Consider the following 21,406-nt stretch of genomic DNA (forward strand, 5'->3'; position numbering starts at 1 on the left):
GGAGGGTGCATCGTCGTGCAGCGGCCGCCATCTCTGGCCGATCCGAGCGGTCAAGGGGCCCAGCCTCGTTGGGCAAGGACCTCCACGGAGTCGACGACCATCGCGGCGCCGGCGTCGAGCAATTCCGCCTCGCCGAATCCGCCGGTGCGAACCGCGACGCACTCGGCGCGCAGCCGTCGGGCCGATTCGATGTCCCAGACCGTGTCCCCGATGACGACCGGGGCTCGCCCGCCCGCACGGCGGAGGGCCGTGGCCAGGATGTCGGGCTCGGGCTTCGAGTTGTCGACGTCCTCCGCCGAGGTGACCGCCGCGAACGCGTCTCGGGACAGACCGAGGACGTCGAGTGCGGCGTCGGTGAACTCGGCCGCGCCCGACGAAGCCAGCGCTACCGTCAGGCCACGGCCGGTCAGCCTGTCGACGAGCTCTCGAACTCCGGGCAGCGGCCTGACCTCAGGGAGCAATTCGCGGTATCGGTCCGCCCATTCCGTGCGGAGAGTGTCGCCGAGCCGTTCTTCGACGTCATCGCCACACACCTCGCCCACCAGGAGATCGCCACCCATGCCGACCGTCCGGTGCACTCGCCACCACGATGGGACGAGGTCGTGGGCGGCGAAGGCCCGCATCCACGCCAGAGCGTGCAGATATGTGGAATCGACGAGCGTACCGTCGACATCGAGCAGCACGGTGTCGACGGTGGTGCCCGTGTCGATCGGTGAAGCAGTGTCCGAACCGTCCATGTGACCCTCCTGTTTGGCCGCCGGTCTAGAGCTCGTCGTCCAGCGTCCCAGGAATCCCGGACTACCGCCCAAACGAAGGAGCGAAACCGTGACCACTACATCTTCGGCACCACGTTTCGGCTACACCTTGATGACCGAGCAGGCCGGACCCAAGGACCTCGTCCGCTACGCCGTCGATGCCGAGCGCGTCGGGTTCGATTTCGAGGTGTCCAGCGATCACTATTTCCCCTGGTTGTCGTCGCAGGGTCACGCGCCGTACGCGTGGTCGGTACTCGGCGCGGTCGCCCACGCGACCGAACGGGTCGACTTGATGACCTACGTGACCTGCCCGACCATCCGGTACCACCCGGCGATCATCGCGCAGAAGGCCGCAACCCTGCAGATTCTCGCGGACGGACGATTCACCCTGGGTTTGGGGAGCGGCGAGAGCCTCAACGAACACGTGGTGGGTGCGGGGTGGCCGGCCATCGGCGACCGGCAGGCCATGCTGGTGGAGGCCATGGAGATCATCCGGGCTCTGCACAGCGGCGACCTGGTGGACTTCCGTGGTGAGTACTTCCAGGTCGATTCGGCTCGCATCTGGGATCTGCCCGACCGCGGCGTGCCACTCGGTGTCGCGGTGTCGGGAGAACGCGGAATCGACGAATTCCGTCCGTTGGCCGATCACCTCATCGCCGTGGAGCCCGACGCCGGACTAGTCGAGAAATGGAACGGACATGAGTCCGCAGGTACCGCGGCCGCGCACAGTCGGGCCATCGGTCAGATTCCCATTTGCTGGGATACCGATCGCGACGCGGCAATCGCCCGCGCGCACGACCAGTTCCGATGGTTCGGCGGCGGCTGGGAGGTGAATGCCGATCTCCCCACCACCGCGGGTTTCGCGGCCGCGACGAAGTTCGTGACCCCTGAGGACGTGGCCGATTCGATCCCATGCGGACCGGACCTCGACGTCGTCGTCGACGCCGTCCGCCCGTACTGGGAGGCCGGATTCACCGACATCGCACTCGTCCAGATCGGCGGAGAATCGCAAGACACGTTCCTGGCCGATGCTGCTGGACCGTTGCTCGAGAAGCTCCGCGCAGCCGCCGAATAGGCGGTCGGGTTCCGCGGGGACGGCACCTTCTCGCCCGAAAGGGTGAGGTTCGCGAATAATGTTGTCCAGCAATGGATTAACCGACACGGCAGTGTCCACCACGCGCGATTCGGCCCGCTCGACGTGGCACTGGCGTAGGCTCGGCACAGGACCTGAAGCAACTCGGGTGCCACAGCCCAGACCGGATCGACCTTTTCGGAGGCGAGATGTCCGACAACAAATCCGTGTACACAACCCGTGATTCAGGGGCGCCGGCGGGAAGCGATGAACACTCGCTCACCGTCGGGGCAGGCGGCCCCATCGTGCTGCACGACCACTACCTGATCGAGCAGATGGCGCAGTTCAACCGGGAGAGAATCCCGAACGCCAGCCACACGCCAAGGGCAGCGGTGCCTTCGGCACGTTCGAGACCACCGAGGACGTATCCGAGTTCACCAGCGCCGCGCTCTTCCAGCCCGGGGTCAAGACCGAGATGATGGCCCGCTTCTCCACCGTCGCCGGTGAACGGGGCAGCCCCGACACATGGCGCGACCCGCGCGGATTCGCTCTCAAGTTCTATACGACCGAGGGCATCTACGACATGGTCGGCAACAACACGCCGGTCTTCTTCGTCAAGGATCCGATGAAGTTCCAGCATTTCATCCGATCGCAGAAGCGGCGCGCCGACAACAACCTTCGTGACCATGACATGCAGTGGGATTTCTGGACGCTCTCCCCCGAGAGCGCTCACCAGGTGACCTGGCTGATGGGTGATCGCGGCATCCCGAAGACCTGGCGGCACATGAACGGGTACACGTCACACACGTACCTCTGGGTCAACGCCCAGGGGGTCAAGCACTGGGTGAAGTACCACTTCATCACCGATCAGGGTGTCGAGTGCTTCACACAGCACGAGGCCGACCAGATGGCAGCCGCAGACACCGATTTCCACACCCGTGACCTCTTCGAGTCGATCGCGGCCGGTAACAACCCGAGCTGGACACTCAAGGTGCAGCTGATGCCCTACGACGACGCGGTCAGCTATCGGTTCAACCCGTTCGACCTCACCAAGGTGTGGCCGCACGGCGATTATCCGCTGCACGAGGTCGGAAAAATGACCCTGCACACCAATCCGACCGACAATCACGCGCAGATCGAGCAGGCGGCGTTCGAGCCGAACAACGTGGTACCCGGAATCGGCTTCAGCCCGGATCGGATGCTGCTCGGACGGGTGTTCGCATATGCCGACGCCCACCGTGCTCGCCTGGGCGGGAACTACAAGGAGATCCCGGTGAACGCGCCCCGGAACGAGGTGCACAGCTACACCAAGGACGGGCACATGCGCATCACCCCGGTGACCGACCCTGTCTACGCGCCGAACTCCAAGGGTGGGCCTGCCGCCAGCTACGCAGGGCAGGGCGAGCCGCAATGGTCCGCCGACGGTGACATCATCCGGAGCGCGTACGTCGACCACCCTGAAGACGATGACTGGGGTCAGGCGGGGACGATGGTCCGCGAAGTGTTCGACGATGCCGCCCGCGAGCGCTTCGTCGACAACGTGGTCGGGCATCTGCTCAACGGCGTCACCGAACCGGTCCTGGAACGGGCCTTCGAGTACTGGTCGAGGGTGGATCCCGACATCGGTGCGCGGATCAAGGCCGGTGTCACCGAGAAGCGCGACGAGCCGGACCCGAAGGTCGACGAGCAGGGCAATCCTGCGCGCACCTCCATGCAGGAGAAGGTGCGCGCGGGCTGACGGCAAGTCCGGCACAACTGCCGCGCGAACACCTCACACACCGGTCAGGCCTGCAAGGACGCACTCGGTGGTGACCTCCGTGTCGGCCAGGTGAAGGCCTCGACGCCGGATCGAGCGGGTCAATGACTGTTGGCACGCGAATGCACGAGATTCGAAGGCGTCGAGGCCTTCGCCCTGCCTGGGGACGACCTGATGACACAGCTCCAGGAGATCCACGTCGCCGGCGGCCCACCGATCGATGACCACATCGAACTGATCGATCGTGATGCCTGGCCAGGTGGTGGCCGACACCGGCCCCAGCGCCCGCAGGTGGTCGACCGGTACCCCGACGGGCGTGCAGGTGACGACGAATTGACGTTGCGCCGGGTCGAGTACCGACAGCGGATCGGTCCCCGACGCCATCTGCGTCGCGAGTGACCCCTTCGGCCGTTCGCTGACCGCGGAGGCCGTGAGCACCTTGTGAGTCCCGCTCAACTCCCAGTTCAGTCGGTAGGCGACCGAATCGGTGTCAAAGGGGCGGGTCCACGGCTCAGCGAGTTGCCCCTGTCGGCAGGGCCGTAGCGCGACGGTCAGATCGTCGGTGTCGCCACTGCGGATGCGGATGATCAAATGATTGCTGAGCAGCGGAAACGGGGCGTCGGTGACACCGGGCCGGACCTCGGCGAACCAGATGTCGTGATGCCGTCCGCGCTCATGCGTGAGACCCAGCGCGGTCAGCGCTCCGGGTACGTCGTCGAGGGTCACCTTGATGTCGATCGGTGCGATCACACCTGCCGCCTTTCTGCCAGAAGCGCGACGGGTGTCGATCGACCCGGGCACGTGATCACATCTTGTCGACCGAGACCGGATGCGACGCGAGTAGGCGACTACCTCATTTGTGACGGCGACAACGAGTAGTCGATTACTCATGCCGAGTCGGTGATCTGACCACATACTGGTCGCACAAGATCCTGAGGACCCGACGTCGGTGACCCGGCGTCGGTGCCCGGGCGTGGTGGTGCAACGCGAAGCGGAGGTGGACGTGCCCCGGTGGGTGTGGTGGACGCTGATGACGGCGTCGACTGGTGGAGACCGAGAAACCGACCGGCGGCGGTCGATCACCCGAAACCTCGCCCGCGCCGCCGAAGTGGTGGATCGGAGAGTGGGGTGGCCGGCACTGTGGCGCCCGGTAGGCCTCGCCGTCCTCGTCGGTCTGCGCAGCCAGTTGCGCGCACTGAACCTGTACGACAGCGGCCGCGACCCAGACGAGCCGACACCGCCCTGGGAGCCACGGGCGTTGAGAGCCCGGCTGAGCGCCGGTACACACAACGACCTCGACCATCCGCTGATGGGGGCCGCGGCGAGCAGGTTCGGACGGAACGTCCCACCGGCGAGCGGATCTCCCGATCCCGCTCGCCTCCTGGAACCGAATCCGCGGGTGGTCAGTCAACGACTCCTCAAACGCGATGTGTTCAAGCCGGTGGATTCGCTCAATCTGCTCGCCGCAGCGTGGATTCAGTTCGAGGTGCACGACTGGTTCAGCCATCCGGATGACGAAGAGGCCGCGCGTCAGGAGATACCCCTCCCCACGGGGGACGACTGGCCGGAGGATCGCCGTCCCATGAGCGTTCACCGCTCGTCTGTGGCGCCTGGCGCGGACCCGGATGCGCCGACGTTTGCCAATCGCGACACCCACTGGTGGGACGGCTCGCAGATCTACGGAAGCGCACAGGATTATGCCGACGCGATCAGGTCCGGTGACCGCGGCCAGATCACGTTGGCGGAGGACGGTCTCCCGCCTGCCGAGGCCGACAGGCTCCTCGATCCCAGCGGTCCGGTCGCCAACTTCTGGGTCGGTCTGGCCCTTCTGCATTCACTGTTCCTCCGGGAGCACAACGTGATCTGCCGGCGGCTCGCGGCCGCATATCCGTCGATGACCGATCAGCAGCTGTACGACACTGCGCGCCTGGTCAACACGGCGCTGATGGCCAAGATCCACACCATCGACTGGACTCCCGCGATCATCTCGCATCCGACCACGGTCGCGGCGATGCGCGGAAACTGGTTCGGGTTGCTCGGCGAACGGTTCGCCCGCAGGTTCGGACGAGTGGCCGACAGCGAAGTGCTGTGCGGGATCCCGGGCAGCACGACCAACCATCACGGTGTCCCCTACTCGCTGACCGAGGAGTTCGTCGCCGTCTACCGGATGCACTCGTTGCTCCCCGACGAGGTGAAGATTCGTGACATCGACGGCAATCGCCCACCCGCGGTCCACGGCCTCGAGAAACTGCTCGCCGACCACGTCCGCGACCGTCTCGACGAGACATCGATGCCAGATCTCTTCTACTCCTTCGGCCGCGCGAAAGCCGGCGAGCTCACCTTGCACAACTATCCTGCCGCGTTGCAGCAGCTCGCCCGCCCAGACGGCTGCCCTGTCGACCTGGCGACGATCGACATCCTGAGGGACCGGGAACGAGGGGTCCCGCGTTACAACGACTTCCGCCGGCAATTCCGCCTCCCCCGCGTCGCCTCGTTCGCGGCCTTGACCGACAACGCCGAATGGGCCGAACAGCTCGAGGACATCTACGGCGACATCGACAACCTCGACCTGATGATCGGCCTGCATGCGGAACGGAAGCCGCCCGGATTCGGGTTCAGCGACACCGCGTTCCGTGTCTTCGTGCTGATGGCATCGCGCCGCTTGTCCAGCGACCGCTTCTTCACCACCGACTTCCGACCGGAGATCTACACCGAGCTGGGGATGGCCTGGGTGCGCGACAATTCGATGCGTTCGGTCTTGTTGCGCCACTTCCCCACGCTGGCACCGGCTCTGGCAGGTGTCGACAACCCCTTCGCACCGTGGCCGGGCCGATGACCCGAGAGGATGCCAGCACGATGACCAGCACGACGACGTACGTGCCCTACGACCCCGCCCTGGAACGTCCGAAACCCGATGAGGACGCCTACATCGACAAGATCGTCGCCAGTTTGCGCGGTAACAACGAACGCGCCTACCGCAAGACCAAACGGGGTTTGCGCGACGCCCACGCCAAGAGTCACGGCATCCTCCGCGGCAAACTCGAGGTCCGCGATGACCTGGACGATGAACTGGCCCAGGGCCTCTTCGCCAGGCGCGGTGAGAGTTTCGACATCATCACCAGGTTGTCCAGCACCTCGGGAGCCATCAGGAGCGACCAGATGCGCGGCGTGCGAGGTCTCGGCATCAAGGTTCTCGGCGTGGAAGGCGAACGGGCACTGCCCGACGACACCGCGACGACCCAGGATTTCATCATGGTGACCCACCGTGACTTCCTGTTCGCCGATGCCGAGGCGTACTACAAGCGCGGCATGCCCACCGCTTGGGCGCTGGCCCGACTCTCGGATCCGGCCCTGAAGGTCGGGAGCGAGCTACTGGCCGGAGTAGACGGTCGCATCCTGCGCCCTCTCGGGCGTCCACTGCCGGAGAGTCTTGCGGTCTTCGTCAGACCGAACACCCACATCCTTGGCGACACGTTCTATTCGTCGGCGCCGCTACGCTTCGGGGACTACGTGGCCCGGATGGCATGTGTCCCGTCGTCGCCGGAGGTGCGCGCCCTGGCGGGCATGCCCGTGCCCGCCGGCACCGGCGTCAACGCTTTCCAGGACATGGTGGTCGACTTCTTCTCCTGCCACGGTGCCGAGTACGAACTCCGCGTTCAGCTCTGCGCGAGCACCGACCGCCGGTGGATCGAGGATGCGACCTTCGACTGGCCGGAGGAGGTGTCCCCGCACCGCACGGTCGCGACCATCCGATTCGACGAGCAGGACCCGTACACACCCGAACGACGGGCCTACGGCGACGACGTCTTGTCCTTCAACTCGTGGCGGTGTCTCGACGCGCACCGGCCACTGGGTTCGATCAACCGGCTGAAGCGAAAGGTGTACGACGCATCCAGCCGATTTCGTCACCAGGTGAACAACGCTCCGATGTGCGAACCCTCCGACACGGACGACCTACCCGAATGAGCACCATCACCGGTACGCCCGACGGCACCGGACGACTCGGCCGAACGATCACAACCGACCGGTCGCGCGCACTATACTCGGCCCCCATGGGAGGCCGCTGGCAACTGCTCGGTCGACCGACCGAAACTCACGCCATCCGAACTGCTCTGACCAGTTCCGACGGATGTGGCGTGGTACTCGTGGGTTCCGCGGGCGTCGGCAAGACGACGCTGGCGCGGAACGTGAGCGGTGCGCTGGGCGTCCCCGTGCAGTGGGCGGCCTGTACGGAGTCGTCCCACGCCATCCCGCTTGGTGCGTTCGCGCCGTGGGTGGCGCCGATCGCATCACGTGACCCGATCGCGGCGCTTGTGTCGGCCCGGGAAGCCCTCCTCTCGGAGGCCGACACCGTCGTGGGCGTCGACGATGCGCACCTGCTCGATCAGCTCTCGGCGACGTTGCTCCACCAGATCGCGGTCGAGCGGTCGGCGCGGATCGTCGCGACGGTGCGGACCGGCGAACCCGTTCCCGATGCGGTCACGTCGCTGTGGAAGGACGGCCACCTCGCGCGGATAGAACTGCAGCCGCTCGGCAAAGCGGAATGTACGACGTTGGTGGAGCGTGTGCTCGGTGGGACCCTGGAAGGTCTGAGTGCAGACGTCATCTGGGAATCCTCCGGCGGCAACCCGCTGTTCCTGCGGAACATGGTCGAAGGTGCCGTCGATGCCGGCACGCTCTCGGAGACCAATGGGGTCTGGCAGCTTCGCGGTCCGACCGCCGTGCCGTCCGGGCTGGTGGCATTGCTGGACGACCGTCTCGATCGCGCGGGTGAGTCGGTGATGGAGGCGCTCAAGCTGCTGGCTCTGTGCGAGCCACTCGACATCGACACCCTCGTCGACCTGGTCGGCGTCGATGCCCTGGATGCGGCCGAGGTGCAGAACCTGATCCGCGTGTCCCACGACGGCCACACCACCAACGTCCGGTTCGTCCACCCGCTCTACGGTGACGTCATCCGTCGCCGAATCGGGACCATGGCCGGACGGAAGTTGCGCTCCCGCATCGTCTCCCGGTTGCGTGACCGGGAGCTCGGCTCGGCCGCGGACCGGATTCGGCTGGCCCGGCTGTGTGTGGACAGTGACCAGGTGACCGAGCCGGGCCTGCTGATCTCGGCCGCCAAGGATGCGGTCTTCCTCGCGAATCTGCCGTTGGGAGAACGGTTGGCGAGAGCCGCATTCGAGCGCGACGGTGGTCTGGCCGCCGGTGAACTGCTGTCTCGGGCCCTGCTCTGGCAGGGCCGCCCGGTGGAGGCCGACGAGATCCTTGCGCGATTCGATCCCGACGATCTCGATGAGCTGCAACTGGTGCAATGGGGCGTCCCCCGCATGAGCCTGTTGTTCTGGTCGATCGGCGATGTCGCACAGAGCCATCGACTCCTCGAGCTCATGCAGGACAAGGTCGACTATCCCGCGATCATGTTGGTCGTGGACGCCGCAGGCGCCGCGATGGCCGTGCACGAGAACCGGATCGACGAGGGCATCGCAGAAGCCGAACGGGTGCTGGCCCAGCCCGACGTGCCGAAGCAGGCGATCGACTTCGCTGCGTTCGCCGCCGGCCTGGCGATGCCGGTCGCCGGTCGCGGACATGATTTCGAACCCATCGCCGAGCGATGCCGGGCCGAGCAGAAGGCCACCGACGGGATGATCCGCGTCATGGTGCGGTATTGCGACGCACTCGCCCTGACGATGGTCGGCGACCTCGTCACCGCCGAGCAGCGGGTCGCCGGATACACCGAGTTCTCGTCGTCGGGACAGTTTCTGGGGTGGGCCATCGCCAAGATCATGTCCGGCCTGGTGGACACCTACCGCGGACGCTTTCGGGACGCGATCTCGGCGATCGAGCAGGCTCTTGCGGCACTCAACGCCGAGACCTCGTTGCCGTGGCGGCTTCCCGCGCGACTGTTGTTGGCGCGCGCCTACGCCGCGCTCGATGACGTCGCCGAGGCCGAGCGGGTGTTGCACGACGCCGACGAGCACGTCGGATCCCATGTGGCGCTGCATGAGCCGCAGCGGATGATCGCCCGCGCCTGGGTCGCTGCCGCCGGTGGCAGCGACCGCTCGGCGATCGAGATGTCGCGCTCGGCGGCGACCGTCGCCCACGACAGCGGCCAGTTCGCCCTCGAGGCGGAGGCGCTGCATCATGCGGCCCGGTTCGGCGACCGCACCGTTGCCGATCGCCTCACGAAGTTGGCACCACAGGTCCACGGAGCAGTTGCGGGCTTGTACGCCCGGCACGCCGTGGCGGTCGCCGACGCCGATGCGACGGCACTCGACGACGTCAGTCGTGACCTGGAGGATGCCGGCCTCCTCCTCTCCGCGGCGGATGCCGCCGCGCAGGCGGTGGCACTGCACGACCGTGCCGGCCGCCGCGGAAAGCGTGCGGAGTCGAGTGCACGCGCCCTTCGGCTGTCCAAGAGTTGCGACGGGGCGACAAGTCCGGCGATCCGGCTGGCCGCCCGCCCCTTGCCGGTCACCGCTCGAGAACGGGAGATCACCGCGTTGGTGGCGAAGGGCCTGACCAACCGCGAGATCGCCGAACGTCTCACGGTCTCGGTGCGCACGGTGGAGGGGCATATCTATCGGGCGTGCATCAAGCTGGATGTCGCCGATCGGGATGCGTTGGCCAAGATCGTCTGGGAGCACTAGCAGCGGCGATGCGCGCCGAGAACGCGCTGGTGTACACATGTACACTGGCTGGGTGAGTGCCCCAGCCGATCGTCGCCAGGCCGAGCTGGCCGCCCTCGCGGCGCTGGCGGGAACCGAACTCCGCCGGGCCACCGCAGGCATCGCCAAGGTCCACTCGTCCATCGCGGACGGAGTGTTCGGCGGCCTACGGATGGCCTTTGGCCGCCGGGCGCAACCCGTCCGCATGGTCCACGACGCGCTCTCGGTGGCGACCTACACCACGGTCGGCGAGTCAGCAGACCTCATAGGGCGCCTTGCTGCCGTCGGTGCGGAACTGCCGAGGGCAGGTGCGGCGCCGTCAGAGACCGCCCGTGGCGCAGTTGCGCTCGGCATCCTCAATGGCTTGATCGGCGACCAATTGGCAGATGACGCTTCGCCGTTGGCCACCGGGATGTCGATTCGCGCCGGCGGCCGGGCGGTCCCGCCGACCGCCGCCGCGTTGCGGGCCGCATTCCCCTCTGCCGGCGGCCACATCACGGTGTTCCTGCACGGCCTCATGGAATCCGAATACGCATGGGAGATCGGCGGACGACCCACCTACGGTGCACGATTGAGTGCCGACCTCTGGACGACGGAGGTTCGGATCCGGTACAACTCGGGCCGCCACATCAGCGACAACGGCCACGCCCTCGGAGAGCTCCTGGCGGCACTCGTCCTGTTGTGGCCGGTCCCGGTCACCGATATCTCGCTGATCGGGCACTCGATGGGCGGGCTCGTCATCCGTAGCGCCTGCGAGCGAGCCGTCCGAGCGGACATGTACTGGGCACGTCTCCTCCGGCACACCGTGTATCTCGGCACCCCACACCTCGGGGCGCCGGTGGCGAAGGGCGTGCATGCGGCGACCGCGGGCCTCGCCAGATCATCGATGACGGCCCCGTTCGGGAACTTGCTCCGTAGGCGCAGTGCCGGAGTTCGCGATCTGTTCCACGGCACCCTCACCGAGCAAGGGTGGCTCGACGTCGATCGCGACATGCTCCGGCAGCCTCTTCCCGATGACGCGCCTCTGCAGCAGAATGTGCGCCATCTGTTCGCGACGGCATCGGTGACCCGGCGGGCGGGTCACCCGCTCGGACGACTACTGGGCGATGGCCTGGTTCTCGCCGAGAGTGGACGCGGGCAGAGTCGACGTCGCACCATCGGCCTGCGACCGTCGGACGGTATCCACATCGGCGGTGCACATCATTTCACCCTGTTGAACCACGCTGACGTCTATACGTGGCTACGTTCCGAGCTGGGTCCACGGCGTGCCCTCGAGAGTGGTACCGACACCATCGGCCTCAATGTCCGGTGAAGGCCTCGGCCAGCCACCAGGCCCCGCCGTCGGAGGCGATCTTGGCATCGACGACCATCACCCCCGCAGGTGAATCGAGCCACCTGTCGACAGCTGTCATGTCTGCGCGGCTTCTGACCGTGACGGCGTTGGCTCCGAAACCGCGTGCCAGCGCCGCGATGTCGGTGTCCGGGAAGGTCACCGAGCCGAGGTCGACGTCGGGACCGAAGTGGTGGACCTCGGCACCGTACGCGGCATCGTCGTACACAGCGACCAGCATCGGCCGCCCGAGTCGGACCGCCGTCTCCAGCTCGGCGATCCCCATCAGGAATCCGCCGTCGCCGGTCGCGACCACTGCGAGCCGGTCCGGCTGAGCGAGCATGGCGCCGATCCCACTGGCGAGGCCGAGGCCGATGGACTGGAACGCCTGGGTGAACACGAAACCGTTCTCGTCCGGAACCTGCAGGTAGGTGCTGGGATAGCCCATGAAATTGCCGGAGTCGACCGCGACGACACGCTCGGGTGGCAGAGCGCGATCGAGCAGGTCACTGAACACGCGTGGGTCGATATGATCCGCCGTCGAGAGGTCCGCCGTCGCAACATCATTCCAGCGTCGTCCTGCGGTCAGGCGCCGCCCGACCTCCGCTGTCCGGTATCCGGTGCGTTCGTCGCCGAACGTGGCGAGCAGATCCGCAGCGGTCGCACCGCAATCCCCGTGGATGCCAAGGGTGATCGGACGATTCGCCCCGAGCGCGCTCTGGTCGTCATCGATCTGGATGACACCGGCCCCGGCGCCGATGAGCGTGCCGTGCCGCATCGTCCACATGTTGAGCGCGCAACCCCACGCGACGATGAGGTCGGCGTCGCTGATCAGCTCGGCGGTCAGCGGTGTGGAGAAGCCGCCGGAGATACCGAGGTCGAAGTCGTCGCCGCGGAACAGCCCGTTGGCGACTGCGGAGGTCGCGACGAGGGCGCCCGCCCGTGCGGCGACCTCGGCGATTTGGTCCCCGGCGTGTCGACCGCCGCGTCCCACCACGAACACGGGCCGCTCAGCGGCCGCGAGCGCTTCTTGCAGTGCGGCAACGGAATCCGCGGATGGTCGGACCGGACCGGGCGTCCGCAGCGTGGCAGCCGCCTCGGGGGCGTCGAGTCGGGCGCCCTGGACGTCGAGCGGAAGATTAAGTACGACGGTCCGCCGACCCTGCACCGCGGTGCGGTACGCCCGCTGTACGTCGGCGACCGCTGACGCGGCACCATGGACGCGTTCGGCGACCGCGCCCACACTGCGGACCAGCCCGTCCTGATCGATGTTGAAGTTAGACAACACCGCATCCGCCGCGGTGTCCGCGGCGAGTACCAGCATCGGTGTGCGGCTCTTGGCTGCCTCGGCGATGCCGGTCATCGCGTTTGTCAGTCCGCACCCCTGGTGGACGGACACGAGCCCCGGGACGTCGGCGACGCGGCTGTACCCGTCTGCCATCGACGCGGCACCTCCTTCGTGGCGCGTCGCCACGAACGGGACACCGTGCGACCGAAGAGCATTGGTCAGCACGAAGTTTCCGCTGCCGACCACACCGAAGCAGGTCCCGACGCCGAGATCCACCAGGGTCCGGGCGACGACTTGTGCCACAGTCACCATCACGGGGACCGATCAGGCCGGGACGAAGGCGAGAACACGTGCCGGCGAGCCGGTTCCACCCACGATGGGCAGTGGTGAGACGACCAGCATCGCCCCGGCACGCGGTAGGGACGTGAGATTCTGGAGCTGTGTCAGCCCGTACTTGTCGGCGCCGAGCAGGTAGTGATGAGCGGGGAAGATCGGATCCATCGCAGCGGCCTGCCCGGCGTCGATACCGACGGTCTCCACGCCGAACCCGCTGATCGACGACGAGGCCAGCCACTGGGCGGCCGCCACCGACACCCCGGGACTGTGCGGCCCTTCGGAATCGGCGTTGAGGAATCGATCCGCGTCGGCGTTGAAGCGGCTCCACCCCGTGCGGAACAGAAGCCACGCACCGTCGGGCAAAGGCCCTTGGGCGGCCACGTGCGCGTCGAGATGCTCGGGTTCGAGGAGGAAATCCGGATCGGCCGCGACCTCGTCGGTGACGTCGAGGACCACGGCAGGCCCGACGAGACGACCTGGCGGGATCTGGTCGACCGAACTACCGTCCCGTCCGGTCGCCCAGTGACTGGGCGCGTCGACGTGGGTGCCCGTGTGTTCACCGGTGTGGATGTTGTGCCAGCCCCAGAACGGTCCGTTGTCGTCGAAGTCGCTCACCGTCTCCATCGACATCGAGATCGTGTTGGCGAACGGGGCCGGCAGCTGTAGGACCGGCGTGGCCGGACTGAGTGGCGCGGTGAGGTCCACGACGGACACCGAGCCGTCGCCGAGCGAACCGAGAAGTGCGTCGATGGCTGTCATCAGAAATCCTTCGGGTCTCGTTGCCGCCTCAGCGGTCGGCGTCCACGGCGATCCGGACGAGGACCTGACCGTCGTCGTCGCGACGACTGACGGCGTGGCCCGTCTGCGTCACTCCGTCGGTCACCATCGTGACCGGGCCGCCCTCGCCGGTGAAGTTGCGCCACCACCGCTTCTTGTCGGGCATGGCCACCCCGACGATGACGTCGTCTCCGTCGCGGCGGTAGCCGACCGGGAGCTCGAAGGTCTTGCCCGACGTGCGACCTGTGTACCGGAGGACCATGATCGACCGGCCGAGCAACGAGCTGAGAACCGGCAATCGTAGGACCGGAGTGACGAGCTTGTTGACGATCGATGCTGTCTGCTGAAACCGGTTCACAGAGATCCCCTCGAGAGACGATGGCAGGTGTCGCCCAATCTAGTCTTCTCAGCGGCAGCTCGGCTCATTACCCTCGACGTGATGGTGGAGACCGTCGATGTGGTCGTCGTCGGCGCGGGTGTCATCGGCCTTGCGGTGGCCCGTGAACTCGCGTCCGCGGGCCGTGAGGTGCTCGTGCTCGAATCGGAGAATGCCGTTGGTACGCAGACGAGTTCCCGCAATTCCGAGGTGATCCATGCGGGGATCTACTATCCGACGGGCAGTCGCAAGGCCATCGCATGCGTCGCCGGGCGTGAACTCCTCTACCGGTATTGCGTGGAGCGCGCAGTACCTCATCGCCGCCTGGGCAAGGTCATCGTCGCGACGGATCGCGACCAGATCGCGCGACTCGATGCCGTCGCGGCCCACGCTGCGGCGAACGGTGTCACCGACCTGGAGAAGCTCGACGAGGCAGCTCTTCACGAACTCGAACCGCACATCGCGGGCGTCGCGGGGCTGTTGTCGCCGTCGACCGGCATCGTCGACGGTCACGCCCTGATGCGGGCTCTGCGCGCCGACGCAGAAGGGGCCGGCGCCGGTGTCGCGCTCGGTAGCCGCGTGGTCGCGGGGTCGGTCCGAACGGGTTCGCCGATGACTCTCGAGGTCGCAGGCGTGGGCGACCTCCGGTGCCGGGGACTGGTCAACTGTGGTGGGCTCGGAGCCTGGGACGTCGCCGGATCGCTGGACGGGTTTCCGCCGGGTCGGCTTCCGGCACGCTGGTTGGCGAAGGGCAACTACTACACGCTCTCGGCAGGCTCGGTGCCCTTCCGGCGACTGGTCTACCCGGTGCCGGTGGACGGGGGGCTGGGGGTCCACCTGACCCTGGACATGGGCGGCGCCGCGCGCTTCGGCCCCGATGTCGAATGGACCGACGAGCTGGACTATCGGGTCGACCCCGACCGGGCGGATCGCTTCTACACCGCGATCCGTCGGTACTGGCCGGAACTCCCCGACGACGCGTTGACGCCTGCCTACGCAGGCATCCGGCCCAAGCTCAGTGGTCCCGGCGAGCCGTCCGCAGACTTCTTCGTGCAGGGCCCTGCCGAACACGGCGTGCCCGGGCTGATCAACATGTTCGGCATCGAGTCCCCCGGTCTGACGTCGTGCCTGGCCTTGGCTCGCGATGTCCGCACGACGCTGGGAACCGACACTCTAGGCTGAGGACATGTCGGTCCTCCGGCCGGCGTCGATCAACACGGGGAGCGATATGAAACTCGGTCTACAGCTGGGATATTGGGGTGCGCAGCCGGCGAAGAACCATGCGGAACTGGTGACTGCCGCGGAATCGGCAGGCTTCGACAGCGTGTTCACCGCCGAGGCGTGGGGGTCGGATGCCTACACGCCCCTGGCCTGGTGGGGCTCGACGACCGAACGCGTACGCCTCGGCACATCGGTGCTCCAGTTGTCAGCTCGCACGCCCACGGCGTGCGCGATGGCTGCCCTGACGCTCGATCATCTCTCGGGTGGGCGGCACATCGTCGGCCTGGGCGTCTCCGGCCCGCAGGTCGTCGAAGGCTGGTACGGACAGCGATTCGCCAAGCCGCTGGCGCGGACCCGAGAGTACATCGACATCATGCGCCAGGTATGGGCGCGTGAGGCGCCGGTGACCAGCGCGGGGCCGCACTATCCGTTGCCACTGAGCGGCGGTGACACCACCGGGCTGGGCAAGCCGTTGAAACCGATCACGCATCCGCTGCGGGCCGACATCCCGGTGATGCTCGGAGCCGAGGGGCCGAAGAACATCGCGCTGGCGGCCGAGATCGCGGATGGCTGGCTGCCGCTCTTCTACACCCCCCGCCTCGCCGACACATACAACGAATGGCTGGACGAGGGCTTCGCCCGCGCCGGGGCGCGTCGCAGCCGCGCGGATTTCGAGATCTGCGCGACCGCCCAGATCGTCGTCACCGACGACCGGTCGGCGAGCTACGAGGCGATCAAGCCGTTCTTGGCCCTCTACATGGGCGGCATGGGCAGCGAGGACACGAACTTCCACGCCGAGGTCTACCGCCGGATGGGATACGCCGAGGTGGTCGACGAGGTGACCGCGCTGTTCCGTTCCGGTCGCAAAGACGAGGCGGCCCGGATCATTCCCGATGAGGTGGTGGAGGACTCCGCGATAGTCGGCGACATCGACCATGTCCGCTCCGAAGTCGCCCGATGGGAGGCTGCCGGAGTGACGACCATGCTGGTGTCACCCGGCAGCGTGGCCGAGGTCGAACAACTCGCGACCCTGATCTGACGGGGAGCGCGCGCACATCATGTCGACCCTCGTAGCGGCTCGGCGATCACACGGCCTCGTCCGCATCACGATCGCCTATGTGATCGCCGTTGCCGTCGCGGCCGTGTGGCTCCTCTGGGGCCCCACCACGTCCGCCCTGTGGCTGGACACACTGATCGCCGACCTCTTCGCGACTCTGGTGATCTTCGCGTTCAGTCGCGGCTACCGGAACTCGAGTTTCTACGACGCGTACTGGAGCGTGATACCGCCACTGATGCTCGTCTACTGGTGGTGGAGCGGGGATCTCGGCGTCGGCGACATTCGTTCGTGGATGGTGGCCATCGTGGTGATGGTGTGGGCGATCCGGCTGACCGCCAACTGGGTGAGCACATTTCCCGGACTGCACCATGAGGACTGGCGCTACGGGATGATCCGCGAGAACGCAGGCCGGTGGTCGTGGCCCGCCGATCTGTTCGCGATCCATCTCATCCCCACCATCCAGGTGTTCATCGGGATGCTCCCCGTGTACGTAGCGGTCACCCGACCGGCCGACGGACCGTTCTGGCTCGTCGTCGTGGCATTCGTGGTGGGTCTCGGTGCGATCTTCCTCGAGGCCGTGGCCGATCGGCAGTTGCGTGGCTTCACCGTCACACGACGTCCGGGCGAGGTCATGGACCGCGGTGTGTGGGGCTGGTCGCGGCATCCGAACTACTTCGGCGAGTTCTCGTTCTGGGTGGCGTTGGCATTGTTCGGTGTCGCGGCCGCACCGTCTGACGCGTGGTGGCTGTTCGCCGGGGCGATCGTCATGCTCGCGCTGTTCGAGGGTGCGAGCATCCCGATGATGGAGAAGCGCAGCCTCGAGCGCCGGCCCGGCTATCAGGCGGTCATCGACCGGGTGCCACGTTTCGTGCCTCGTCCGCCGCGGAGCGCGTCGCGTGGGTGACGGCGTGCCGCGCAGGCGAATTGTCGTCGCCGGACTCGGCGACACCGGTGTACTCACGGCCATCCGCCTGGCCCGCCGTCACGACGTCGTCGGGATCTCGGTCAAACCCGGGCTCGTGAGCGGGCAGGAAGTCGGCAGCCGTATCACCCGGCCGAACGAGTGGAGCCGGGATTACTGGATTCCGTTCGGCAAGTTCCGCGGTCTCGACGAAGTCCGTGTCGTCCATGGCACCCTCACCGGACTCGACACGTCCGCACGAGTCGTGGACGTACGGCACGCCGATGGGATCGAGACCGGGGAGCGCTATGACGCGCTTGTCATCTCGACCGGGGTCCGCAACGGATTCTGGCGCCGGCCGACGGTGCAATCGGCCGACGAGGTCGACGCCGACCTCGCGACCACGCACCAGCAGTTGTCGGCGGCGGAGTCGGTCGCGGTGGTCGGTGGTGGTGCCGCCGCGGTCAGCGCCGCCGCCAATGTCGCGGGGGTCTGGCCGGCGAAGCAGGTCGATCTGTACTTTCCAGGCGAACATGCACTCCCCCACCATCATCCACGTGTCTGGCATCGCATCCGCCGCCGACTCGACGAACTCGGGGTCGGCGTGCACCCCGGACACCGAGCGGTGGTCCCCGGGGCAAGTGCCGTCGAACAGATAGCCGCCGGCGTGGTGAACTGGTCCACCGGTCAGCGGTCCGTGCACGCCGATGCGGTCATCTGGGCGATCGGGGCGGTTCGGCCGAACACCGAATGGCTCCCGGATGACCTCCTCGACGAACGTGGGTTCGTTCGGGTCGCCGATGATCTTCGGGTCGCCGGGCACGGTGACGTCTTCGCGGTCGGAGACGTCGCGGCGACCGATCCGTTGCGCAATTCCGCACGCAACCGGGCCGACCGGCTGGTGGCGCACAACGTGGCGGCCGCCCTTGTCGGGCAGTCGTTGCGGACGTATCGACCGCGGACGCGGCGCTGGGGATCGGTTCTCGGCGTGCAGCCCGACGGACTCGAGGTCTTCGCCCCGAACGGCCGCCCCTTCCGGTTCCCGGCGTGGTCGATCGATTCGATACTCCAACCGTGGATCGTGCGGCGCGGGATCTACCGCGGAATCCGCGACTGATCCGCTGTCTGTAGCTGACGCAACGATTCCAGCCAGGTGTGCACCAGTGGCACGACGCTTGCTCCCTCCCCGCTGGCAGCAGCTACCCGCTTCATCGATCCCGCCCGGATGTCCCCGGCCGCGAACAAGCCCGGCTCACTGGTCGCGAGATTCGCCGGCGGCACGTCACCGTGCCAGCGGTCGCGTGACACGTCCCGGCCGGTCCTGACGAATCCGTCGTCATCGCGTTCGACATCGTCGGGCAACCAGTCGCAATGAGGCGACGCTCCCAGCAGCAGGAACAGACCGGCGGCCGCGCATCGCTGCTCGGATCGGGAGTTCCTGTCGCGCAGCGTGATCCATTCAAGACGTCCGGACCCGCCGCCGTCGACGACCTCGCTGGAGCCGCGCACCGTGATCCGCGGATTGAAGGCGATCTCCCCGACGAGGTATTGCGACATCGTCGAGGTGAGATCGGGACGCCGGACCACGATCGTGACCGAGCGGGCATAGCGGGCCAGGTGGATCGCGGCCTGGCCGGCCGAGTTGCCGCCACCGACGACGAACACGTCGTGGCCGTCCATCTCCCGGGCAGCGCTCATGGCCGCGCCGTAATGGACGCCGAGGCCGACGAGATCTTCGAGATCGGCGACACCGAGGCGGCGGTAAGCGACGCCGGTGCTGATCAGTACCGAACGGGCACAGACGTCGCCACCCTCGGTCCGCAGGCGGTAAGGGGCGGCGGAGTCCTCGACGACGAGACTCTCCACCGCCCACCCCGTGAAGAACCGCGCCCCGAAGCGGACGGCCTGGGTGCGGGCCCGCTGGGCGAGTCGCATACCCGAGATACCCCGAGGAAAGCCGAGGTAATTACGGATCATCGAGCTCGTGCCCGCCTGCCCGCCGATCGCCTCGGACTCGACGACGACAGTACTCAGCCCTTCCGATGCCGCGTAGACGGCGGCCGCGAGGCCGGCCGGACCCGCGCCGACCACGGCGAGGTCGACGATGGTCTCGAGTTCGATGTCGGACGGTCTGCCGTAGAGCATCTCCGCGACGTCACGTACCGAGTCCGGGGCGATGACACGGTCGGCGGCATCCCGCAGCGAATGGACGAGCGGGCCGGATGGCAGTGGTGACCCGCCGTCGAGCGCGTCGACGCGATCGGCCGACCAGAGCTCGACGGCGGTCCGCCCTGCGGAACTGTCCGGGGGATACGTCCGATACGGCATGCCCATCCGCTCCAGGAAATCCCGGATCGACATCGTGAGCGGTGTGAGCGCGGGACTGATGATGCGGAGTACCTCGACCTCGGGAGCCGCGACGGTCGCGCCCCAGTCCGACAGCAGCTCCGTGATCGCATAATGGAATTCCTCGTCTCGCGGCCCACGCGGGATCAGGAGGAACGTGTCGAACTTGCCCTTCTGCAGGGCGGGCCGCAGCGACTCGCTGTCCTGGACGAATCGACTCCAGTGGATGCCGACGACTCGACGGGCCGTCGGCACGATGCTGCGGAAGGTCGCGAGCGCCTCGAGGAGGTTCATGTCGGAGAGTTCGGATTCGGTGACGATCAACGCCACCTGATGGCCCTCGTTGCGGAGTCGGCCGAGGAGGGCGATCGCCTCGATCGCCGAACTCGCGCAGGTGATGTCGTAGTCGCGCCGATATCGCTCGAACTCGGACATGAGAGTGTCGGCGTGCTCGTCGGACACCACGACGACGGCGGGGCGCGGCCCGGTTCGGGCGGGCGGAGTGGTCATCCGTTCAGTCTGACAAACCAGAACCACATATGTCGCGATCGATCGCTCGGTGTCTACACCGTGTGGCCGGTGTCCGTCTCGATCACGACGGTCCGGGTGGCGAGAGCGGGATCACGGACGGTGAACAATCTGGTGCCCGGCTTTCGTCCGATCCGGACCTCGCTCGTCGACACGCCGAGATCGCCCAGCCGGCGGTGAGTGAGTTCGGCATCCTGAGAGCGCCATGCGACACCCCACAGCGAACAGGGTTGCGCGTCGCCGGTTGCCTGTGCGGAGCCCGTGACCACCTCCACCACGAGATCGGCTGCGCGGAAGAAGAGTTGGCGAGCGCCGTCACCGATCTCCCGGTCGAGTCGGAAGTCGAGGTCCAGGCAGGCCCCGAAGACCGCCAGCGCCCGGTCTCGCGAAGGCGCGGTGAAGACGAGATGATCGATGGCCGTGATGTCGCCGCCATTCACCTCCGGGCCGTGCATCTCCATAGCGCCGGTGTCTTCGGTGACGTGTACCGGTTCGGTGGGCGCAAGCCCTCGGCGCTGGAGAAGCCGTGCTGCCGATACGCGGTCGGCGACGCCGAAGGAGACACGATGTGAGCCGGACGGACTGTTCTCGTCGACGTCGCCGTCCTGCCCCTCCCCGACCGGCCCGTCGAACTGGTGCCACCGCACGGATCCGTTGCGCACGGGCACGGGCGTCGCCGATGCCCTACCCAGCAGACGCGCATAACCACCGGCCGTGGCCACCGTGTCGGCGGTGGCGAGGTCGATCATCGCGCCGGCCGGACAGAGCCGGCTCATCGCGGCGCTCTGCTCGTGATGTGCCATGCGCCACAGACACATTCGTACGTCCGGAGAGTGACGTCGGGTGGCACGCGATGGCGGATACGCGCAATGCTGTCACGCGCTGACATCTCAGCGACGAAAGCATCCTTCTCCGGGGTCGGGCAGGCCGGGGCAGACCGTCGGTCGACACCGGTCGGTCGGCGTCGGCGCTCAGGTGACGCGGCGGTACGTGCCTCGATG

Annotated in this window: 16 protein-coding genes and 1 pseudogene; 10 read left to right on the forward strand and 7 right to left on the reverse strand. The window is 67.2% G+C overall.

What is annotated here, in order from left to right:
* Nucleotides 1-50 precede the first annotated feature (50 nt).
* Entirely contained in the window at nt 51-737 is a 687-nt protein-coding gene (locus GTV32_RS04250) for an HAD family hydrolase (RefSeq protein ID WP_161059080.1), read from the reverse strand.
* Nucleotides 738-825: 88 nt separating this feature from the next.
* Between GTV32_RS04250 and GTV32_RS04255 the strand changes: the two genes are divergently transcribed.
* Together GTV32_RS04255 and GTV32_RS04260 are read left to right on the forward strand one after the other, a co-directional pair.
* Nucleotides 826-1,830 (forward strand): LLM class F420-dependent oxidoreductase, encoded by a 1,005-nt coding sequence (locus GTV32_RS04255; protein ID WP_343287207.1) that lies wholly within the window; start codon nt 826-828, stop codon nt 1,828-1,830.
* Nucleotides 1,831-2,036: 206 nt separating this feature from the next.
* A pseudogene (locus GTV32_RS04260) lies at nt 2,037-3,565 on the forward strand (catalase).
* Nucleotides 3,566-3,598: 33 nt separating this feature from the next.
* Here GTV32_RS04260 and GTV32_RS04265 read toward each other — a convergent pair.
* Entirely contained in the window at nt 3,599-4,333 is a 735-nt protein-coding gene (locus tag GTV32_RS04265) for a hypothetical protein (RefSeq protein WP_161059081.1), read from the reverse strand.
* Between the two features lie 280 nt (nt 4,334-4,613).
* Here GTV32_RS04265 and GTV32_RS04270 point away from each other — a divergent pair, with 280 nt between their 5' ends.
* The 4 genes from GTV32_RS04270 to GTV32_RS04285 all read left to right on the forward strand — a co-directional run bounded on the left by GTV32_RS04270 (nt 4,614) and on the right by GTV32_RS04285 (nt 11,557).
* Complete coding sequence (locus tag GTV32_RS04270) at nt 4,614-6,419, forward strand: peroxidase family protein (protein ID WP_161062327.1); 1,806 nt, start codon at nt 4,614-4,616, stop codon at nt 6,417-6,419.
* 20 nt (nt 6,420-6,439) lie between these two features.
* Nucleotides 6,440-7,549 (forward strand): catalase family protein, encoded by a 1,110-nt coding sequence (locus GTV32_RS04275; RefSeq protein ID WP_237421480.1) that lies wholly within the window; start codon nt 6,440-6,442, stop codon nt 7,547-7,549.
* Between the two features lie 86 nt (nt 7,550-7,635).
* Nucleotides 7,636-10,227, forward strand: coding sequence for a LuxR family transcriptional regulator (locus tag GTV32_RS04280; RefSeq protein WP_161059083.1), 2,592 nt, complete (start codon nt 7,636-7,638; stop codon nt 10,225-10,227).
* Nucleotides 10,228-10,279: 52 nt separating this feature from the next.
* The gene (locus GTV32_RS04285; RefSeq protein ID WP_343287208.1) at nt 10,280-11,557 is read left to right on the forward strand and encodes an alpha/beta hydrolase; all 1,278 of its coding nucleotides are present in this window, start codon (nt 10,280-10,282) and stop codon (nt 11,555-11,557) included.
* Here GTV32_RS04285 and GTV32_RS04290 read toward each other — a convergent pair.
* The 3 genes from GTV32_RS04290 to GTV32_RS04300 are packed head-to-tail and all read right to left on the reverse strand — an operon-like array spanning nt 11,544 to nt 14,334.
* Nucleotides 11,544-13,175: a thiamine pyrophosphate-binding protein gene (locus GTV32_RS04290; protein WP_202421611.1), complete on the reverse strand. Its 1,632-nt coding sequence runs from the start codon at nt 13,173-13,175 to the stop codon at nt 11,544-11,546. The genes GTV32_RS04285 and GTV32_RS04290 overlap by 14 nt on opposite strands.
* Before the next feature lie 12 nt (nt 13,176-13,187).
* The gene (locus GTV32_RS04295; RefSeq protein WP_161059085.1) at nt 13,188-13,958 is read right to left on the reverse strand and encodes a cyclase family protein; all 771 of its coding nucleotides are present in this window, start codon (nt 13,956-13,958) and stop codon (nt 13,188-13,190) included.
* Between the two features lie 28 nt (nt 13,959-13,986).
* Nucleotides 13,987-14,334, reverse strand: coding sequence for a nitroreductase/quinone reductase family protein (locus GTV32_RS04300; RefSeq protein WP_161059086.1), 348 nt, complete (start codon nt 14,332-14,334; stop codon nt 13,987-13,989).
* Between the two features lie 81 nt (nt 14,335-14,415).
* On the opposite strand from GTV32_RS04300, the gene GTV32_RS04305 reads away from it, so the two are divergent.
* The 4 genes from GTV32_RS04305 to GTV32_RS04320 are packed head-to-tail and all read left to right on the forward strand — an operon-like array spanning nt 14,416 to nt 18,648.
* Nucleotides 14,416-15,534: an NAD(P)/FAD-dependent oxidoreductase gene (locus tag GTV32_RS04305; RefSeq protein WP_161059087.1), complete on the forward strand. Its 1,119-nt coding sequence runs from the start codon at nt 14,416-14,418 to the stop codon at nt 15,532-15,534.
* A gap of 46 nt (nt 15,535-15,580) precedes the next feature.
* Nucleotides 15,581-16,612 carry an LLM class F420-dependent oxidoreductase gene (locus tag GTV32_RS04310; RefSeq protein ID WP_161062329.1) on the forward strand — a complete coding sequence of 344 codons (1,032 nt, stop codon included), beginning with the start codon at nt 15,581-15,583 and terminating at the stop codon, nt 16,610-16,612.
* Between the two features lie 19 nt (nt 16,613-16,631).
* On the forward strand, nt 16,632-17,534 hold the full coding sequence (locus tag GTV32_RS04315) for a DUF1295 domain-containing protein (RefSeq protein ID WP_161059088.1): 903 nt from the start codon (nt 16,632-16,634) through the stop codon (nt 17,532-17,534).
* 4 nt (nt 17,535-17,538) lie between these two features.
* On the forward strand, nt 17,539-18,648 hold the full coding sequence (locus tag GTV32_RS04320; RefSeq protein ID WP_161062330.1) for an FAD-dependent oxidoreductase: 1,110 nt from the start codon (nt 17,539-17,541) through the stop codon (nt 18,646-18,648).
* Here GTV32_RS04320 and GTV32_RS04325 read toward each other — a convergent pair.
* A complete protein-coding gene (locus tag GTV32_RS04325; protein WP_161059089.1) occupies nt 18,627-20,387 on the reverse strand; it encodes an FAD-dependent oxidoreductase in 1,761 nt (586 codons plus the stop codon). The genes GTV32_RS04320 and GTV32_RS04325 overlap by 22 nt on opposite strands.
* Nucleotides 20,388-20,440: 53 nt before the next feature.
* Nucleotides 20,441-21,208 (reverse strand): hypothetical protein, encoded by a 768-nt coding sequence (locus GTV32_RS04330; RefSeq protein WP_237421481.1) that lies wholly within the window; start codon nt 21,206-21,208, stop codon nt 20,441-20,443.
* Nucleotides 21,209-21,406: the final 198 nt, after the last annotated feature.

It is taken from the genome of Gordonia sp. SID5947, assembly GCF_009862785.1.
Classification (GTDB): domain Bacteria; phylum Actinomycetota; class Actinomycetes; order Mycobacteriales; family Mycobacteriaceae; genus Gordonia.

Bases quoted from the DNA above. Each gene is read 5' to 3' on its own strand.
- GTV32_RS04250 (WP_161059080.1), bottom strand. From the start codon at position 737: ATGGACGGTTCGGACACTGCTTCACCGATCGACACGGGCACCACCGTC.
- GTV32_RS04270 (WP_161062327.1), top strand. From the start codon at position 4,614: ATGACGGCGTCGACTGGTGGAGACCGAGAAACCGACCGGCGGCGGTCG.
- GTV32_RS04275 (WP_237421480.1), top strand. From the start codon at position 6,440: ATGACCAGCACGACGACGTACGTGCCCTACGACCCCGCCCTGGAACGT.
- GTV32_RS04280 (WP_161059083.1), top strand. From the start codon at position 7,636: ATGGGAGGCCGCTGGCAACTGCTCGGTCGACCGACCGAAACTCACGCC.
- GTV32_RS04290 (WP_202421611.1), bottom strand. From the start codon at position 13,175: ATGGTGACTGTGGCACAAGTCGTCGCCCGGACCCTGGTGGATCTCGGC.
- GTV32_RS04295 (WP_161059085.1), bottom strand. From the start codon at position 13,958: ATGACAGCCATCGACGCACTTCTCGGTTCGCTCGGCGACGGCTCGGTG.
- GTV32_RS04305 (WP_161059087.1), top strand. From the start codon at position 14,416: ATGGTGGAGACCGTCGATGTGGTCGTCGTCGGCGCGGGTGTCATCGGC.
- GTV32_RS04310 (WP_161062329.1), top strand. From the start codon at position 15,581: ATGAAACTCGGTCTACAGCTGGGATATTGGGGTGCGCAGCCGGCGAAG.
- GTV32_RS04315 (WP_161059088.1), top strand. From the start codon at position 16,632: ATGTCGACCCTCGTAGCGGCTCGGCGATCACACGGCCTCGTCCGCATC.
- GTV32_RS04325 (WP_161059089.1), bottom strand. From the start codon at position 20,387: ATGACCACTCCGCCCGCCCGAACCGGGCCGCGCCCCGCCGTCGTCGTG.
- GTV32_RS04330 (WP_237421481.1), bottom strand. From the start codon at position 21,208: ATGGCACATCACGAGCAGAGCGCCGCGATGAGCCGGCTCTGTCCGGCC.